The organism is Pseudoalteromonas shioyasakiensis, from assembly GCA_013391845.1.
In the GTDB taxonomy this organism is placed as follows: domain Bacteria; phylum Pseudomonadota; class Gammaproteobacteria; order Enterobacterales; family Alteromonadaceae; genus Pseudoalteromonas; species Pseudoalteromonas apostichopi.
The window spans coordinates 3,355,888-3,372,579 of the sequence record CP058414.1 but is presented as its reverse complement, the minus strand read 5'-3'; the positions used below and the strand labels follow the sequence as shown (position 1 = coordinate 3,372,579).

11 protein-coding genes are annotated in these 16,692 nt (G+C 41.3%); 10 read left to right on the top strand and 1 reads right to left on the bottom strand.

The window, feature by feature from the left end; all coding sequences use genetic code 11:
- Window positions 1-29: 29 nt before the first annotated feature.
- Window positions 30-2,633, top strand: coding sequence for a DUF2339 domain-containing protein (locus HYD28_15420; GenBank protein QLE10231.1), 2,604 nt, complete (start codon window positions 30-32; stop codon window positions 2,631-2,633).
- A gap of 23 nt (window positions 2,634-2,656) precedes the next feature.
- On the opposite strand, the gene HYD28_15415 is transcribed toward HYD28_15420, so the two are convergent.
- On the bottom strand, window positions 2,657-6,097 hold the full coding sequence (locus HYD28_15415) for a PAS-domain containing protein (protein QLE10230.1): 3,441 nt from the start codon (window positions 6,095-6,097) through the stop codon (window positions 2,657-2,659).
- Window positions 6,098-6,484: 387 nt separating this feature from the next.
- Here HYD28_15415 and HYD28_15410 point away from each other — a divergent pair, with 387 nt between their 5' ends.
- The 9 genes from HYD28_15410 to HYD28_15370 all read left to right on the top strand — a co-directional run bounded on the left by HYD28_15410 (window position 6,485) and on the right by HYD28_15370 (window position 16,600).
- Window positions 6,485-6,748, top strand: a complete 264-nt coding sequence (locus HYD28_15410; GenBank protein QLE10229.1) for a DUF4212 domain-containing protein — start codon at window positions 6,485-6,487, stop codon at window positions 6,746-6,748.
- A gap of 10 nt (window positions 6,749-6,758) precedes the next feature.
- Window positions 6,759-8,483 carry a cation acetate symporter gene (locus HYD28_15405; protein QLE10228.1) on the top strand — a complete coding sequence of 575 codons (1,725 nt, stop codon included), beginning with the start codon at window positions 6,759-6,761 and terminating at the stop codon, window positions 8,481-8,483.
- Window positions 8,484-8,602: 119 nt separating this feature from the next.
- Window positions 8,603-10,441: a CBS domain-containing protein gene (locus HYD28_15400; GenBank protein ID QLE10227.1), complete on the top strand. Its 1,839-nt coding sequence runs from the start codon at window positions 8,603-8,605 to the stop codon at window positions 10,439-10,441.
- Between the two features lie 8 nt (window positions 10,442-10,449).
- Window positions 10,450-11,073 carry a 3'-5' exonuclease gene (locus tag HYD28_15395; protein QLE10226.1) on the top strand — a complete coding sequence of 208 codons (624 nt, stop codon included), beginning with the start codon at window positions 10,450-10,452 and terminating at the stop codon, window positions 11,071-11,073.
- Window positions 11,070-11,531: an isoprenylcysteine carboxylmethyltransferase family protein gene (locus HYD28_15390; GenBank protein QLE10225.1), complete on the top strand. Its 462-nt coding sequence runs from the start codon at window positions 11,070-11,072 to the stop codon at window positions 11,529-11,531. Before HYD28_15395 ends, HYD28_15390 begins: the two co-directional genes overlap by 4 nt.
- 221 nt (window positions 11,532-11,752) lie before the next feature.
- A complete protein-coding gene (gene epd / locus HYD28_15385; GenBank protein QLE10224.1) occupies window positions 11,753-12,769 on the top strand; it encodes an erythrose-4-phosphate dehydrogenase in 1,017 nt (338 codons plus the stop codon).
- Window positions 12,770-12,811: 42 nt separating this feature from the next.
- Window positions 12,812-13,987, top strand: a complete 1,176-nt coding sequence (locus tag HYD28_15380) for a phosphoglycerate kinase (protein ID QLE10223.1) — start codon at window positions 12,812-12,814, stop codon at window positions 13,985-13,987.
- Window positions 13,988-14,183: 196 nt separating this feature from the next.
- The gene (locus HYD28_15375; protein QLE10222.1) at window positions 14,184-15,248 is read left to right on the top strand and encodes a fructose-bisphosphate aldolase class II; all 1,065 of its coding nucleotides are present in this window, start codon (window positions 14,184-14,186) and stop codon (window positions 15,246-15,248) included.
- A gap of 401 nt (window positions 15,249-15,649) precedes the next feature.
- Window positions 15,650-16,600, top strand: coding sequence for a porin (locus HYD28_15370; GenBank protein QLE10221.1), 951 nt, complete (start codon window positions 15,650-15,652; stop codon window positions 16,598-16,600).
- Window positions 16,601-16,692: the final 92 nt, after the last annotated feature.

Sequence of the window (16,692 nt, the reverse complement as noted above, 5' to 3'; positions counted from 1 at the left end):
TTTGTTTAAAGCGTACACATGGAGTGAGTATGGACGACGGTATTGCGTTACTAATATTACTAGTACTAGTTGTTGTAGGTGGCTCAATTGCTGGCATTATTGCCTTTTTTCAACTGTCTAGTTTGAAGCGAGAATTGGCTGCTCTTCGAATAAAACTTAACGCGCCATATATTCATAATTCACAAGCAAATACTGTAAATTCGTTTGATAATTTAAACGAAGATCTGACCGACACTTCAAAACTAGAACCAAAGCCTGAAGCCATTAATAAGCCAAGTGAGGCAATGGCTAAAAAGCCACAGCAAACGAAACCCAAGCCTGCAACTTTTAATCCGCTAGTTAGCCAACTCGTTACACAAATTAAAGCCAATTGGCTAACTTGGGTAGGAGCGGTTGCTCTTGCCTTTGGTGGTATCTTTTTGGCCCGCTATTCACTTGAAGCCGGTTTATTATCCGAAACCATGCGACTCATACTTGGCGCTATTTTTGGTTTGAGCTTAATTGTCGCGGCTGAGGTTTTACATCGTAAAGGTATTATCTTTGATGGGTTTAGCAACTATATTCCCGCGGCGCTGGCAAGTGGCGGCTTTATTAGTTGTTTTGCATTGACCTTACTAGCCTACAGCCATTATGGCTTACTACAAGCCTTACCAGCATTTAGCATTTTAACCTTGGTCTCTTTGGCTGCAAGCTGGATGGCATTACGTTTTGGCCCCGTGCTGGCTGTAATTGGTATTATTGGCGCTTACAGTGTGCCTGTATGGGTAGATACTGGGAGTAGTGACTTTGTTGCACTCCTTACTTATGTTGCTTTTGTCAGTGTATCAGCTTCGCTAGTCGCACATTACGTAAAACGGCATTGGTTGTGGTATCTGTTATGGGCGGGGCATTTAGGCTGGTATTGCTTGGTTGCAATGAGTGCAGCGAAAAACCTGCACTGGTTTATTAATCTTTATGCGCTGTTTAGCATTGTATTGTTAATTGCGATTCCACGCTTAGGGCTGACTATTAAACAAGTTGAATACCGCCCACACCGCTTTAAAACGCTACTGAAACAACTGCCCGATAACCTTCTGTTATTAGCTGTTGTCATGCCACTTTATCTTTTACTCATAAGCAGTAACCAGCTACTAACCTGGCAGCTTAGTATGTTGTCGTTAGTGGCTTTACTGTTGTTTTTGGTATTAAAAAACAGTGTATGGGATCACTGGCTGATAATAGCTGTAGTGAGTGTGGTGTGCTTGCTTACAGGGCAATACAATGCAGTAGATTATTCTGAGCAGCTTTTTGTTTTTAGACAAAATTATGGAGCAGGGCTGTTTTTTATTGCTTTGTTTGCTGGTTATGGGTTTTTGTTTGGTCGAAAATACCCTAAACGCTTAGGTTTTGCTTTACTCGCTTCACTTTCAGGCTTTGTGATTATTAGTTGCTTATATGTCATTACTCCCGATCATGCCTTGATGACGGCGTATCCGGTTTGGTGCTTTGTATTATTGGCACTATCTGCTTGGCTATTTAAGTTATCAATCAATAGTACAAATCCAATGCAGGTATTTAGTTACTGGCTTGGTGGTAATGCCAACATTAGTTTAGCGTTAACCATGCTATTAGAGGGTAGCAGCTTAACCTTAGCGCTTGCTGCGCAAGTGTTGTTAGTCAGTTTTTATGTCAATAAACATAAACTCAGTATTCCTACTTGGCCCCTTAAAGGCTTAGTTGGCGCTTTACTTGTTAGGTTAAGCTTTGCTCCTTGGTCAGCTGACTACAGTGATGCGCTGTTGCTCGGGATGCATTGGAGTTTAGTTGTGTACCCTGTATGTGCAGGCTTATTTTACATGGCAGCAAGGCACTGGCAGCAGCAAACTGTTCGCGTTTGGCTAGAAGGTGCCATGCTTCATTGTATCGCTTTATTTATTACCACAGAGACGAGCTATCAGTTGGTAGGGCACTATCCTGACTTTGCGGATTTGTCTGTGTATGAATATATTTTGCTGACTTGTAACTGGGGAATATTGGGATGTGTCTACCTAATGCGTTCACGATTTACTGAGCAATTAGGTAAACTTTATGAAGTTGCAGGTTTTGCGTTGTTAACATTGAGTGGCTTGTTAGTGCTGAAAAGCTTTACCGCTGTAAATCCGTTTTTTGAGCCGATAAATATAGGTAGTTGGCCGATTGTTAACTGGTTACTCTTATTCTGGTTAGTCCCTGCTAATATTGCAATTTGGGCAAGCCAACTGACAAAATCTCAGCGCTATTTGCATAAGCTGTTTACAGTATTTTCAGGTGTGTTGATTGTGTTATACATCAATGCGGAAATTCGCCACAACTGGCAAGGAGAATTTATAAATCTTGCTTTGCCGACCTCAGATGCAGAGCTTTACAGTTATTCTTTAGCTTGGCTTATCATCGGTGCTTTGGTAGTCGTGGTAGGGCAGTTAAAAACCATTACGGTATTACAAAAGTTCGGTCTAGGGATATTGGCGCTGGTGGTATTAAAAGTGTTCTTGGTTGATATGGCAAACTTAACCGGGTTACTGCGTGCTATTTCGTTTATCGGTTTAGGCTTATCGCTAGTTGCACTTAGTTGGTTGTTCCAAAAATTTAAGGCAAAGCCCTCAGCTTTGCCTTAAATCGATGTTGTTAAAAACTATGGTTAAGCGCTGTGGTTAAGCAGTGCTTTGAGTTTTGCGGGCTTAACAGGTTTACTAAGGTAATGAATTTGCTCTTTTTTGGTTTGCTGCTTTAGCGCTTCATCACGTACTGCTGTGATTAAAATTGCGGGTACTGGGCTTTGCCAGATTTCTCTTAGAGTTTTAATAAGCGTAATACCATCGCAATCATGGCCAAGCTGATAATCCATTAAAATCACATCTGGCGCACGGTGCTCTTTGGCATAGGCCATCACGGTCTCAACTTGATCAAATAGTTGATAATTTGCCTGCCATTTTTGTAATAGGCTTGCCATGGCATTAAGGTTTTCCGGGTCATCATCAACCGCAATAATGTTCATTGCGCTGCGATTCTCAACACCTTTCTTAGGAGTATCTTTTTGTTGGATAAATTGGCTTTCACCATAAGGCACTTCAATACTAAAGCGGCTACCTTTTCCTGGTGTTGAGCTTACATCTAAACGTAAAGAGAGTAAGTCAGCCATTCGTTTTACTACCCCTAAGCCAAGACCAACTCCTTTGTTATCACCGGCTTCAATACGATAAAAGTCATTGAAGATTTTTGCTTGCTCTACCTCACTAATACCAGGACCTGTATCCCATACTTCAATGCGTAAATGATGTTTACGTTTGCGACAAGCAATTAAAACTCGACCACTCTCGGTGTATTTAACTGCATTTGAAACCAAGTTTTGAATAATTCGGCGTAGGTAAGTGATATCACTGTGAACGATAATCCCCTGTGAACGTATTGTCAGTTTTAAACCTTTTTCGCTCGACATAATAGCGTATTCATTTTTCAGCGGGGCAAGTATGTCATCAATACTAAAGTGACGCGGGGTAGGGGTCATTGCACCTTGCTCTAGCTTAGCGATTTCTAAAAGTGCCGACATTAAATGCACCGTCGAATCTAAACTAGCACCAAGCTTTTCAAAGTTGTTTAGGTTGTTACTCGAAAGGGTTTTATCATCTATAGCTGCAAGGTATAGGCGCGCCGCATTCAGCGGTTGTAAAATATCGTGGCTAGCTAAGGCCAGAAAGCGCGTTTTACTATCATTGGCTTGCTCTGCCTCTTTTTTAGCTAAAGTAAGTGCTTGCTCAGTTTGTACCCGGCTATCGATTTGTGCTTGTAAATCTTTATTGATAGTACGAATTTCTTGAGTACGCGCTTCAATGCGGTTTTCAAGATCCATGTTTACTTCTTCAAGTGCATTTTGTGTTTCGATATGCGTGGTGATATCAGAGAAACTTGTTACAAAGCCGCCATCTGGCAGTGGGTTACCTATCATTTCGAACACTTGGCCATTGCGGCGATGGCGAATAAAGTGATGGGGCGTGCCATTTTTAAGGTGCTGTACACGTTTTTCTACATGACGCTCAACTTCACCTGGGCCACATTCGCCGCGCTCGGCATTGTATCTGAGCACGTCTTCAATAGGTTGGCCGACTTCGAGAAAGTCATCTGGGTAGGCAAACATCTCTGCGTAGCGTTTATTCCATGCCACCAAATTCAGTTCTTTATCAACAACCGAAATACCATGACTGAGGTTTTCAAGAGAGGTAAATAGTAAGTTTTGGTTAAATTGCAGAGCTTGCGTGGTTTCATCAAAAAAGTTAACGACTTCTTCAAAGGCCATGCGTTTACCAGAAGCAACCGTGTGGATCAGCGCTTGTGCTGAAGATGCACCAAGCACACCGGTTAAGGCACGTTCACAATAAGCGATAAACTCAGGCTCTGGGTGTGCGTTGTTATCATCTAAGTTATGGGATAACGCAAAGTGAGCCAATACTTGTTGTGAGCGCTGCACACCTAAGAAGGTTTGTAGCAGCACTTTAAAGTCATAAACAGTGGCTTTAACGTTTTTATTTAAGCGTCTTGCGAATACTGCTTGCTCTTTAGGATTAACAAAAGCAGCTGCTTGAATTTTATCAATTAAACGTTCATCCGCTCCGAGCGAAAAACTAATGTAACAACCTATATTTGCAAATAAAGCGATTAGGGTGCCACGAGTAATAAGTGTTTGTTGCAGCTCTGCGTTTAGGCTATTACCCGCATCTAAAATAGGCAGCATTAAGAACAAGACCCAACAAATGAAGCCTGCTAATAATCCGGCATAAACTCCATAAGCATGACCTTTTCGCCAATATAAGCCACCAACAATGGCTGGGAGTAATTGTGATACCAAAGAAAAGGCGACTAAACCCATACTAGCGAGTGCTTTACCATGGCCAAACCATTGCTGGTAGAAATACGACAAAATTAAAATACCAGCAATTGTGAAGCGTCTTACTAAGAGAATTTGTGACTTATAGCTGCTGGTGATGAGGTTACGTTTAAACTTACGACGCAGCATTAACGGCAACACCACATCATTTGAGATCATGGTGCTGAGTGTGAGTGTGGCTACTACAATCATCGCCGTCGCCGCTGATAGACCACCAATAAATACAAAGGTCGTTAAAAAAGCGTTCTCGTGCATTAGCGGCAGTGCTAACACAAAGCTATCAGGTGAAAAACCACTGCCAATGCCTGGGTGTATAGCTGCAGTGGCAATAGGAAAAATCATTGCTGCTGTAAGCAACAAATAAAGTGGGAATGCCCAGCGGGCAGTATAAAGGTGACGTTTATCTTGGTTATCGACCACCGTAACGTGGAATTGTCTTGGTAAACAGATAATCGCTGCTGCCGCCATTAGTGATTGGCCAATAAAGTTAAAACTAAAAAAGTCGAAGTTCTGCCAGTGCTGCCAAATAGAGCCCGTTAGCTGCTCGGTTTGCACCGTACTTAAATTAAATAATGTGTATAAAGCAAGCCCAGCAACGGCCACTAAAGCCAGTAGTTTAATCATAGATTCAAAGGCAACAGCAAGCATCAGCCCTGAGCGATATTCGGTTACATCCACCTTACGAGTACCAAAGAATATCGCAAACATTGCCATGATGAGTGTTGCTGAAAGTGCCAGCATAGAGCCAGAGATACGATTGTCGTTTTGCAACAGCAAGAAGCTGCTGCTAAGTGCTTTTAATTGTAGTGCGATATACGGAATCGTCGCTAATAAAGCGATAATCGTCACCATAATGGCGGTGGTTTGCCGCTTACCATAGCGAGCTGAAATAAAGTCGGCGATGGTGGTGATATTTTGCTTTTTACTTACTAATACTAATTTGCGTAAAAATCCTTGGCCGAAGAAAAATAACAGCGCAGGGCCAATTAATATAGGTAAGTAATTCCAACTGCTGGTGGCTGCTGTTCCGACCGAACCGTAATAAGTCCAAGATGTACAGTAAATTCCTAATGAAAAAGAATAAACAAATGGGTGGTGACTAATTCTTTTTGCAAGAGGAGTGGTTTTGTCTCCCCAATTTGCCAACCAAAACAACACGCCAATATAGGCGAGTGCAACAAATAAAAGCGCAGCTGTCATGTTTAAATTCAGTAATTATTGTAATAACACTACCTTACCAGAATTATGAGCGATTTCGATGGCAAGATTTTTTGCAATAATTATTAATAAAATACAAGTTATTGATATTTAATGAATAGTGTTGTTTTTTGTGTTGTTATTAGACTAATGTCGCAGATCATTCGTTTTTACTATTTTCGCTATTTCGTAAATTTATCTTTGTAGGTTAAGTCGTTGTTAAATATTGTTTTTTACTGTTTGTTAACAAATGGTGTTCTGCAGTTTACGTAAACGTAAACTAGCTGTTACGACTATGGTCTCAATTCCATAAATCAGAACCCTTGCTAACTTAGTTAATGACAACTAATACCACTCATTACTTTTTTGTAATGCATAAGGGGATAAAAAATGGCTTTTAAAGATGAAGAACAAGCAAAAGCTTATTGGGCGGAAAACCTCGCACTGCTATTTAAATTATTAGCAATTTGGTTTGTCGTGTCATTTGGCTTCGGCATTTTACTGGTAGACGTACTTAACGAGGTACGTTTTTTTGGGTTTAAACTCGGCTTCTGGTTCTCCCAGCAAGGCGCTATTTACACCTTTGTTGCTTTGATTTTTGTTTACGTTTTCAAAATGAATACGTTAGATAAAAAATACGGCGTAGACGAATAGGAGCTAAGCAATGGATGTTCAAACACTCACGTTTATTATCGTCGGTTTAAGCTTCGCGCTTTATATCGGCATCGCAATCTGGGCTCGTGCTGGGTCAACAAATGAATTCTATGTTGCAGGGGGTGGTGTACCGCCGCTGGCAAATGGTATGGCAACCGCTGCTGACTGGATGAGTGCGGCATCGTTTATCTCAATGGCGGGTATTATCTCGTTTGCGGGTTATGACGGTGGTGTATATCTAATGGGTTGGACAGGTGGTTATGTACTACTTGCACTTTGTTTAGCTCCTTACCTACGTAAGTTTGGTAAGTTCACGGTACCAGATTTCATTGGTGACCGTTACTACTCACAAGCTGCACGTGTTGTTGCAATTTTATGTGCCATCTTTATTTGTTTCACATACATCGCAGGTCAAATGCGTGGTGTAGGTGTGGTTTTCTCTCGCTTCTTAGAAGTAGATATTGAGACCGGTGTTTACATTGGTATGGTGATTGTATTCTTCTACGCTGTATTAGGCGGTATGAAGGGGATTACTTACACGCAAGTAGCTCAGTACTGTGTATTAGTATTTGCTTACCTTGTTCCAGCAATCTTCATTTCAATGATGATGACAGGTCACTTCTTCCCACAAACAGGTTTTGGTGCAACGCTTAGCGATGGCTCAGGACAGTTTGTACTCGATAAACTAGATGGACTCAGTACCGAGCTTGGCTTTGCGCAATACACTGAAGGCTCGAAGAGCATGATTGATGTATTCGCAATCACAGGCGCGCTAATGGTGGGTACTGCAGGTTTACCGCACGTAATCGTTCGTTTCTTCACTGTTCCTCGTGTTAAAGACACGCGTATCTCAGCTGCATGGACACTTGTTTTCATTGCAATCGTTTATACAACAGCACCTGCTGTAGCGTCATTCGCTCGTGTAAACATGATTGATACAATTAACGGTAAAGACGGTAGCGGTACAGAGTACGCAGAAGCACCAGCATGGGTTAAAAATTGGGAAAGAACAGGCTTAATCACCTTTAACGATAAAAATGGTGACGGCAAAATGTTCTACTCAGCAGGTAAGATTGAGGATCCAAACAGCGCAAACGAAGTTAAAGTTGACCGCGACATCATGGTACTTGCAAACCCTGAGATTGCAGACTTACCAGCATGGGTGATTGCATTAGTAGCAGCAGGCGGTATCGCAGCAGCGCTATCAACAACCGCAGGCTTACTATTGGTAATCTCGACCTCGGTATCACACGATTTATTAAAACGTACCTTAAAACCAGATATTAGCGACAAACAAGAGCTACTTGCTGCGCGCTTAGCAGCGATGATAGCGATTGTTATTTCAGCTTACTTTGGTATTAACCCGCCAGGGTTCGTGGCCTCGGTTGTTGCCTTTGCCTTCGGCTTAGCAGCGGCGAGCTTCTTCCCTGCAATCATTATGGGTATCTTCTCTAAGAAGATGAATAAAGAAGGTGCGATTGCGGGTATGGTGACAGGTATTACATTCACAGCGGCTTATATTATCTACTTCAAGTTCGTAAGCCCTGAATTGAATGCACCGGCACACTGGTTATTTGGTATCTCACCTGAGGGTATCGGTCTAGTTGGTATGATTGTTAACTTTGTAGTTGCAGGTATCGTACTTAAACTAACAGCTGAAACACCGGTTGAAATCCAAGAAATGGTCGAAGGTATCCGTAACCCTAAAGGTTCGAGCGCAGCACACGCGCACTAATAAAACCATTTTATGAGAACACACTCTTGAAGTTCAAAAGCCCGACTTAAGTCGGGCTTTTTATTTATTTCAAACAGGGGTAGTGTAGATATTGTCTCTATTCTATAGCGAGAATGACCATGAATACCGAGCAACAGGAAGTCGCCCAATTTGTGATGCAACAAACGCCATTTAATCAGCTTGATAGCGCTGCATGCGAGTACTTTGTTAACCATCTCGATATTATTTATCTGACCCGAGAAAATCAAAACCAGTGGTTAAGTTCAGATAACTTAAGATTATTTTTAATTCGTTCTGGCGATTACGATTTAGTTGACCCAAAAGGAGATGTGATCACTAAGTTATCGAGTGGCGATTACTTTGGTTTTCCTTCACTGTTAACTGGCGAAGCGATTCAAAATAGCATTTCAGTGCAAAAGGAAGGCATTGTTTACATGTTAAACCAAGCGGCATTTGATTATTTACGCCGTGAGTACAAGGTATTTGAGCAGTACTTTGTTCGCGCCCATAAAAACCGTTTATTGTCGTCCCATTATAAGAGTCAAAACGAAAGTTGGTCCGAGAAAAAAATCTGCGAATTGATGAATCGTAAGGCCGTTACCTTGGCGCCAGATGCAAGTATTCGTCAAACTGCTAAAAAAATGAAACAACAGGGGGTTTCGTCGATTATGTTAACTGAACATGATCGCCTCGTTGGGGTTGTCACCGACAGAGACTTACGTAACCGCGTATTGGCAGATGAGGTTGACCCACAAGAGCCTGTTAGCAGTATCATGACTTGTAAGCCCAAGTTTATTTTTGAAAATAATCGCGTGTTTTCTGCTTTACACTTAATGCTTAAACACAATATTCACCATCTACCAGTGCTTGATGAATATCACAAACCACTTGGTATGCTCACCAGTACCGATTTGCTGCGGCAGCAAAAAAGCGACCCAGTGCAATTGATTGGGCGAATTTATAAAGCACATAGTGTGGTTGATTTAAAACGTTATTCGCAAGAGATACCCGGTTTATTAAAAGGCTTTTCGAACAATATTGATGACATCTCCTTAATTGGTAAGTTATTAAGTGGCTTAACCGATGCGCTGACTTCGCGCTTGATTCGTTTGTTTCAAGAAGGTAATGGTGCTGCACCAACCAGCTTTAGCTTTATCTGTTTTGGCTCTCAAGCACGAGAAGAGCAGACACTCCATTCAGACCAAGATAATGGTCTGTTGCTACCAGATGATTTAACTGAAGAGCAACAAGCGTACTTTAAACGCATGGGCGAATATGTTTGTGAGCATTTAATCGAATGCGGTATAAAGCGTTGTCCTGGCAATATTATGGCGAGCAACTCTGAGTGTCGAATGGGAATAAGCGCGTGGAGCAATAAATTTTATAAGTGGATCACCTCACCGACTCCAGAGGCGATGCTTAATTGTAAGATATTTTTTGACTTACGTTTTATTGAAGGCTCAACTACTTTGTATGAGCGCTTTTGTGAGCAGTTAAAGCGCATTTCTAAAAATGACTTATTCTATGCAGCCATGGCGAGCGACATTAAAAATACCCCTGTGCCTATTGGTTTGTTTAATCAATTTAAATTAGAGAAAGACGAAAAGCAGCATAAGTATCTCGACTTAAAAAAACGCGGTGTGGTGATAATCAACGACATAGTACGTTTATATTCTCTCAAAGCAGGTATTCAGCGCGCTAATACCCAAGAGCGTATTGATGCATTAATGAAGTTTTCACTACTTAATAAAGATGACCTTTATAACTTAAAAGATTGTTGGCGCTTTTTAACTCAGTTGCGTTTAGGTACACAAATTAACGAAGAGGGGTTGCCTAGCAACTGCATTAACCCAAATGCTTTGAATTCATTGGAACGACATCAATTAAAAGAAGCATTTTATTTGGTTAAACAGGCGCAGCAAGCCGCCGCATTTAAGTTTGCTCGCGGTAGTTTATAGGAGGCGTTATGGTTAAACGCTGGTTAAGTCGGTATTTAGCGCGCAAGCAACTTTTGGCAGCCGATGCTTATAAAGAGCGCTATGTAGTGATAGACATGGAATTAACAGGCCTTGACCCTCGCCAGCACGAAATTGTCTCGGTGGCGTGGGTGATGATAGAAGATCAGTGCATTAAGCTCAGCGGCGCAAAGCATTTAATAAATAAAGATGTGCAAAGTTTAGAGCAAAGCCCGATTTATCACGGTATTGCAAAACAAGACATAGATACAGGCGAAAGCTTAGCAATGATCCTTGGCAAGCTGCATGAGCATTTTGATGAGTGTATTTTAGTGTTTCATAACGCGGCGCTAGACTGGGGATTTTTAAAACAGGCATGCAGAACGCTTGGCTTAGATGCTAAAGCGCGTTTAATTCTTGATACCTTTGTTATAGAAAAAAAACGTCTGCACCAGCAAGGGCACGAAATAGGCCACGATGATTTAACTCTTAGTGAATGCCGCAAGCGATACAGCTTACCGCATTATAGTTCGCACCACGCCCTCACTGATGCCATGGCAACGGCCGAGTTGTTCTTAGCCCAGTGTCATCAAATTAGTCGTGGTAAGGCATTGAAAGTAGGGGAGCTAGTGTGAATCAGTTAGAATTAAAAATTCCTCCTGTCGCGCTGCTGCTGATCATTGCGTTGATGATGTGGGGCATAGCAGACTTGGTTATAAGTTTTAGCTTCTCGTTTTTCGCATCATCTTTTGTAGCACTACTCATTGCATTTTTAGGTGTGGTGTTTGCTTTATTAGGTGTTTATCAATTTCGCATGCAAGGCACGACCGTTGATCCTCGAATTCCAGAACAGTCAGCGAGTCTTGTTACAAGTGGTGTTTATCAGTTTAGCCGTAACCCAATGTATGTTGGTATGTTATTAATGCTAGTTGGTTGGGGTATTTATCTTGGCAATATTGCGAGTTTTTTAATGCTGCCGGTATTTATTCTCTATATGAATCGATTTCAAATTATGCCAGAAGAAACGTTTATGGCAGAGAAGTTTGGATTAGCTTATCAGCAATACATAAAATCTGTTCGTCGTTGGCTATAAAGGAAAAAAGTAAGAGAATGAGGTCGCTGAAGCAGTTTGACTTATCTTGACCTCTTATAAAAACTTCAAAGGTCGATTACCAAAACTGCGCCATCTAAAACATGCTAAGCAACTTTTATTTCACCTGACCACTTATAAAAACTTCAAAGGTCGATTACAATACCGCCATCTAAAAGGCAGCTGCCTTTATCTGCAAGCAAATAGAGTGGATTTTCTTCTTCATGGCAATCAAACTTGCAATTAATGGTTTTGGTCGAATCGGGCGTAATATCGTCCGTGCTCTGTATGAATCTGGGCTTGAAGATCAAATCAAAATTGTCGCTATTAACGAATTAGCCGACCCTAAGGGCATTGCCCATCTCCTTAAATACGATACATCTCACGGCCGCTTTTCTTTCCCTGTTAATCTTGGTGAAGATACTTTAACGGTTGCTAATGATTCTATTGCTTTGTTTGCAGAAGAAAACCCTGTAGAACTGCCTTGGAAAACACTTGATGTTGACGTGGTTCTTGAATGCACTGGGGTGTATCACTCTCGTGAACATGCAGAGCTACACATAACTGCTGGTGCAAAAAAAGTATTGTTTTCACAGCCTGCAGATGCTGATGTTGATGCCACGATTGTGTATGGTATTAACGATGATGAATTAAAAGCAGAACATACCATTGTTTCTAATGGCTCATGCACCACGAATTGTATTGTGCCAGTGATTAAAGTGTTAGATGACGCATTTTCGATTGAATCTGGAGCAATTACGACGATTCATGCCTCGATGCATGATCAGCAAGTGATTGATGCCTATCATCATGATTTACGTCGTACTCGTGCTGCAAGCCAGTCTATCATTCCGGTAGATACTAAGCTTGCTCGAGGTATTGAGCGTATTTTACCTAAGTTTCATAGCCGCTTTGAAGCTATCGCTGTTCGTGTACCAACTATCAATGTTACGGCGATGGATTTAAGTGTAACAGTGAATACAGATGTCAATTTAGCGACTGTCAATCAAGCACTTAAGTTAGCAGCCAAAGATCGTCTTGAGGGTATATTAAGCTACACAGAAGAGCCATTGGTATCAGTAGATTTTAATCATGACCCACATTCTTGTATCATAGATGGCACTCAGACACGTGTTAGTCATAAACGACTGATAAAGTTGTTAGTATGGTGTGATAATGAGTGGGGCTTTGCGAATCGTATGCTCGATACCGCGCGTGCGATGATGGCTGTAAGTCAATAATTTATAAATATAATATTAGTATCGTTAACAAAGGAGAAGTCCATGTCGGTCATTAAAATGGCAGATTTAGATTTAAACGGCAAACGCGTGTTAATTCGTGAAGATTTAAATGTGCCTGTAAAAGAAGGTAAAGTGACCTCTGACGCACGTATTCGTGCAGCATTACCTACAATCAAATTAGCGTTAGAAAAAGGCGCTAAAGTAATGGTAATGTCACACCTTGGCCGCCCTACGGAAGGGGAATATGATGAAGCCTTTTCACTTGCCCCTGTAGTTAATTATTTAAATGACGCACTTGAGCAAACTGTTCGTCTTGAAAAAGACTACCTAGAGGGCGTAGACGTTGCTGATAACGAAGTAGTTGTTTTCGAAAACGTCCGTTTTAACGCTGGCGAAAAGAAAAACGACGAAGCTCTGTCTAAAAAACTAGCTGCATTATGTGATGTTTACGTAATGGACGCATTTGGTACGGCTCACCGTGCACAAGCATCTACTCACGGTGTGGGTTTATTTGCTGACGTTGCATGTGCAGGACCACTACTTGCAGCAGAGTTAGACGCACTAGGTAAAGCACTTGATAAACCAGCTCGTCCTTTAGTAGCTATCGTTGGTGGCTCTAAAGTATCGACTAAGTTAACTGTACTTGATTCACTTTCTAAAGTGGTTGATCAACTTGTAACCGGTGGTGGTATTGCTAATACCTTCATTGCAGCGGCAGGTCACCCGGTAGGTAAGTCTTTATTTGAAGCTGATTTAATTGATGAAGCAAACAAATTAAGTGCGGCGGCAAAAGCCAATAACGGTGAAATCCCGGTACCAACTGATGTTGTTGTAGGTAATGAGTTCTCTGAATCTGCAGTGGCAACATTAAAAGATGTGAATGAAGTAACAGACGAAGATATGATCTTCGATATTGGTCCAGATACAGCAAACCAATTAGCAAAAATCATTGCTAATGCAGGTACAGTTGTATGGAATGGTCCAGTAGGTGTATTTGAATTTGATCAATTTGGTAACGGCACTCGTGCTATTGCTGATGCCATTGCTAACTCAAATGCATTCTCGATTGCTGGTGGCGGTGATACGCTTGCAGCGATTGATAAATACGGCATTGCCGATAAAGTTTCTTACATTTCAACCGGTGGTGGTGCTTTCCTTGAATTTTTAGAAGGGAAAAAATTACCAGCAGTTGCTATGCTTGAAGAACGCGCTAAGTAATTAGTGCGTATACCAGCGTAATTATTAAGTAATTACGCTGGTTTAGCTGTTTATAAAATACCTCTCACCCTCGTTTTATTTACAGCTGTTACGGTTAGCGCAAGCTTTTCGTGATGCAGTGATGCATCAAAAAATAACTTATCCGTTCAAACTAGATAGTAGGGAACTACTGTCGATACAATTTGGAGAATACCAAATGGCTTTAATCAGTATGCGACAACTTCTTGATCATGCAGCTGAAAATGGTTACGGCGTACCTGCTTTTAACGTTAATAACCAAGAGCAAATGCGTGCAATTATGGAAGCGGCTGATAAAACAAACAGCCCTGTAATTGTACAAGGCTCAGCAGGCGCACGTGCCTATGCTGGTGCCCCTTTTATTCGTCATATGATTTTAGCAGCCGTTGAAGAATGGCCTCATATTCCAGTTGTAATGCACCAAGACCACGGTACTTCACCAGGTGTATGTCAGCGCTCAATCCAGTTAGGCTTTTCATCAGTTATGATGGATGGCTCATTAATGTCTGATGGTAAAACCCCTTCAAGCTACGAATACAATGTTGATGTGACTCGTCAAACCGTTGAAATGGCCCATGCGTGTGGTGTATCTGTTGAAGGCGAGCTAGGTGTTCTAGGTTCACTTGAAACAGGAGAAGCAGGTGAAGAAGACGGTGTTGGTGCAGAAGGTAAACTTTCCACTGATCAAATGCTAACAGATCCTGAAGAAGCAGCTGATTTTGTTCGTAAAACTAAAGTTGATGCACTTGCTATCGCTTGTGGTACTTCACATGGTGCGTATAAATTCACTCGTCCACCAACAGACGATATCTTAGCAATTGATCGCATCAAAGAGATCCACGCACGTATCCCTAACACTCACCTAGTAATGCATGGGTCGTCTTCAGTACCACAAGAGTGGTTAGAAGTGATCAACCAATACGGTGGTGAAATCCCTGAGACCTATGGTGTGCCAGTAGAGCAGATCATTGAAGGTATTAAATACGGTGTTCGTAAAGTAAATATCGATACTGATCTTCGTTTAGCGTCAACAGGTGCTATTCGTCGTCACTTGGCTTTAAATCCAGCTAATTTCGATCCACGTAAATACCTAGCTGAAGCAACGAAAGCAATGACAGAGATCTGTGTTGCTCGTTACGAAGCCTTTGGTACTGCTGGTCAAGCAGCTAAGATCAAGCCTATCTCTTTAGATGATATGCACCTTAAATACTTATCGGGTGAACTTGATCCACAAATCAAATAATTGATAGTAAATTGAAAAAACCGGCTTCAGATGCCGGTTTTTTTATGCCTTGCTCAAGCCGGATCAACGATATACTTACTCGAACATTCCAGGATCAATGTTTTACTAACCTTGGCTTTCACAGATCATTATTTTACTAGTTGGATACTGATCACTGACTTTTTATTGCTCACCTTTTAAACGAATTACAGATCACCTTAACATTAAATCAACAAGTTATCTTATTCTCTAAGTAAAAAACTGATCTGAGATTGATCGACTTAGTAAAAACCTGATCCTGATCTGGTTAAGTTAGTAGATCAGTGATCCGTAATTTTTAGGCGAAATATTTCCCCCTTGCCTTGACCAAAAGCCCTTTATGTTCGATTTTTAAGTTACTGCTTAAATTAAGGATCGCTACCATGAATAAACCTGCCATGATGTTGTCGAGCTTTGCAATGTGCTTTATTTCATTTCATAGTGCTGCTGAAGCCGTAGATGTGTATGGTCGGGCCCATTTAGGGGTTGCTAATAGCGATACTGGCGATGGCAGTGAAACTTCCATTGAGAGCTATAACTCACGTATGGGGATCAAGGGTAGCGGTGAAATAAGTGATGGTTTAAAAGCTGTATATAAGTTTGAATTTGCAGTAAATGCGGCTGATCAAGATAGTGATGGTAAAACTGAAGAGAATATTACCGCTCGTAATCAATATGTTGGCCTTCAAGGCAGTTATGGGCAGGTAGTGCTTGGTCGTCACGATACCGCGTTAAAGGTATCGCAGGGTAAAATTGATTTAATGAACGACTTTAATGGAGATGTTAAAGCCTTGTTTAATGGTGAAAATCGTCTTGGCGACGTGGTTCATTATAGTTCGCCCGTTGTCGGCAATATGCAATTTGTGGTCACTTATATTGCTGAAGATAATTCCAAACAAGATGAAGAAACCGGCGTTTCTGCGGCATTTATGTATGGCGATAGTAAATTTAAAAAAGCGCCTTACTTCGTAAGTGTTGCCCACGATAGTAAAGTAGCCGGCTACGATACAACACGGTTTACGGCGCAAGGTAAATTAGGTGATTTAACCTTAGGCGGTATGTATCAACAAAGTGAAAAAGTAACAGGTTCTAACAAAGAAGATGGTTTTTTAGTGAGCGCATCTTACAAAATCGATAAATATAAGTTACTAGCGCAGTATCAAGATACTGATGGCAGCTTTGGAAAGTTGAAAGACTCGGGTAGCGGTACCTCTGTTGGTGTTGAACGAAGCCTGTCAAAACAAGCACGTATGTATATGTGGTATACGCAATTCTCACTAGATAATAATGCTGATGAAGATCATGTGGCGGTCACTTTAAGGTATGACTTTTAATCTCGAATTCATCTTTTAAGCGTAAAAAATGGCTATTTTTGCATTGATTCTTTTGCGCTTTTTCAATTACTCGTTAGACTTTCATAAAAATG

Coding starts and splice junctions, on each gene's coding strand:
- HYD28_15400 (QLE10227.1), top strand. CDS start 8,603: ATGAATACCGAGCAACAGGAAGTCGCCCAATTTGTGATGCAACAAACG.
- HYD28_15375 (QLE10222.1), top strand. CDS start 14,184: ATGGCTTTAATCAGTATGCGACAACTTCTTGATCATGCAGCTGAAAAT.
- HYD28_15420 (QLE10231.1), top strand. CDS start 30: ATGGACGACGGTATTGCGTTACTAATATTACTAGTACTAGTTGTTGTA.
- HYD28_15395 (QLE10226.1), top strand. CDS start 10,450: ATGGTTAAACGCTGGTTAAGTCGGTATTTAGCGCGCAAGCAACTTTTG.
- HYD28_15405 (QLE10228.1), top strand. CDS start 6,759: ATGGATGTTCAAACACTCACGTTTATTATCGTCGGTTTAAGCTTCGCG.
- HYD28_15410 (QLE10229.1), top strand. CDS start 6,485: ATGGCTTTTAAAGATGAAGAACAAGCAAAAGCTTATTGGGCGGAAAAC.
- HYD28_15415 (QLE10230.1), bottom strand. CDS start 6,097: ATGACAGCTGCGCTTTTATTTGTTGCACTCGCCTATATTGGCGTGTTG.
- epd (QLE10224.1), top strand. CDS start 11,753: ATGGCAATCAAACTTGCAATTAATGGTTTTGGTCGAATCGGGCGTAAT.
- HYD28_15370 (QLE10221.1), top strand. CDS start 15,650: ATGAATAAACCTGCCATGATGTTGTCGAGCTTTGCAATGTGCTTTATT.
- HYD28_15380 (QLE10223.1), top strand. CDS start 12,812: ATGTCGGTCATTAAAATGGCAGATTTAGATTTAAACGGCAAACGCGTG.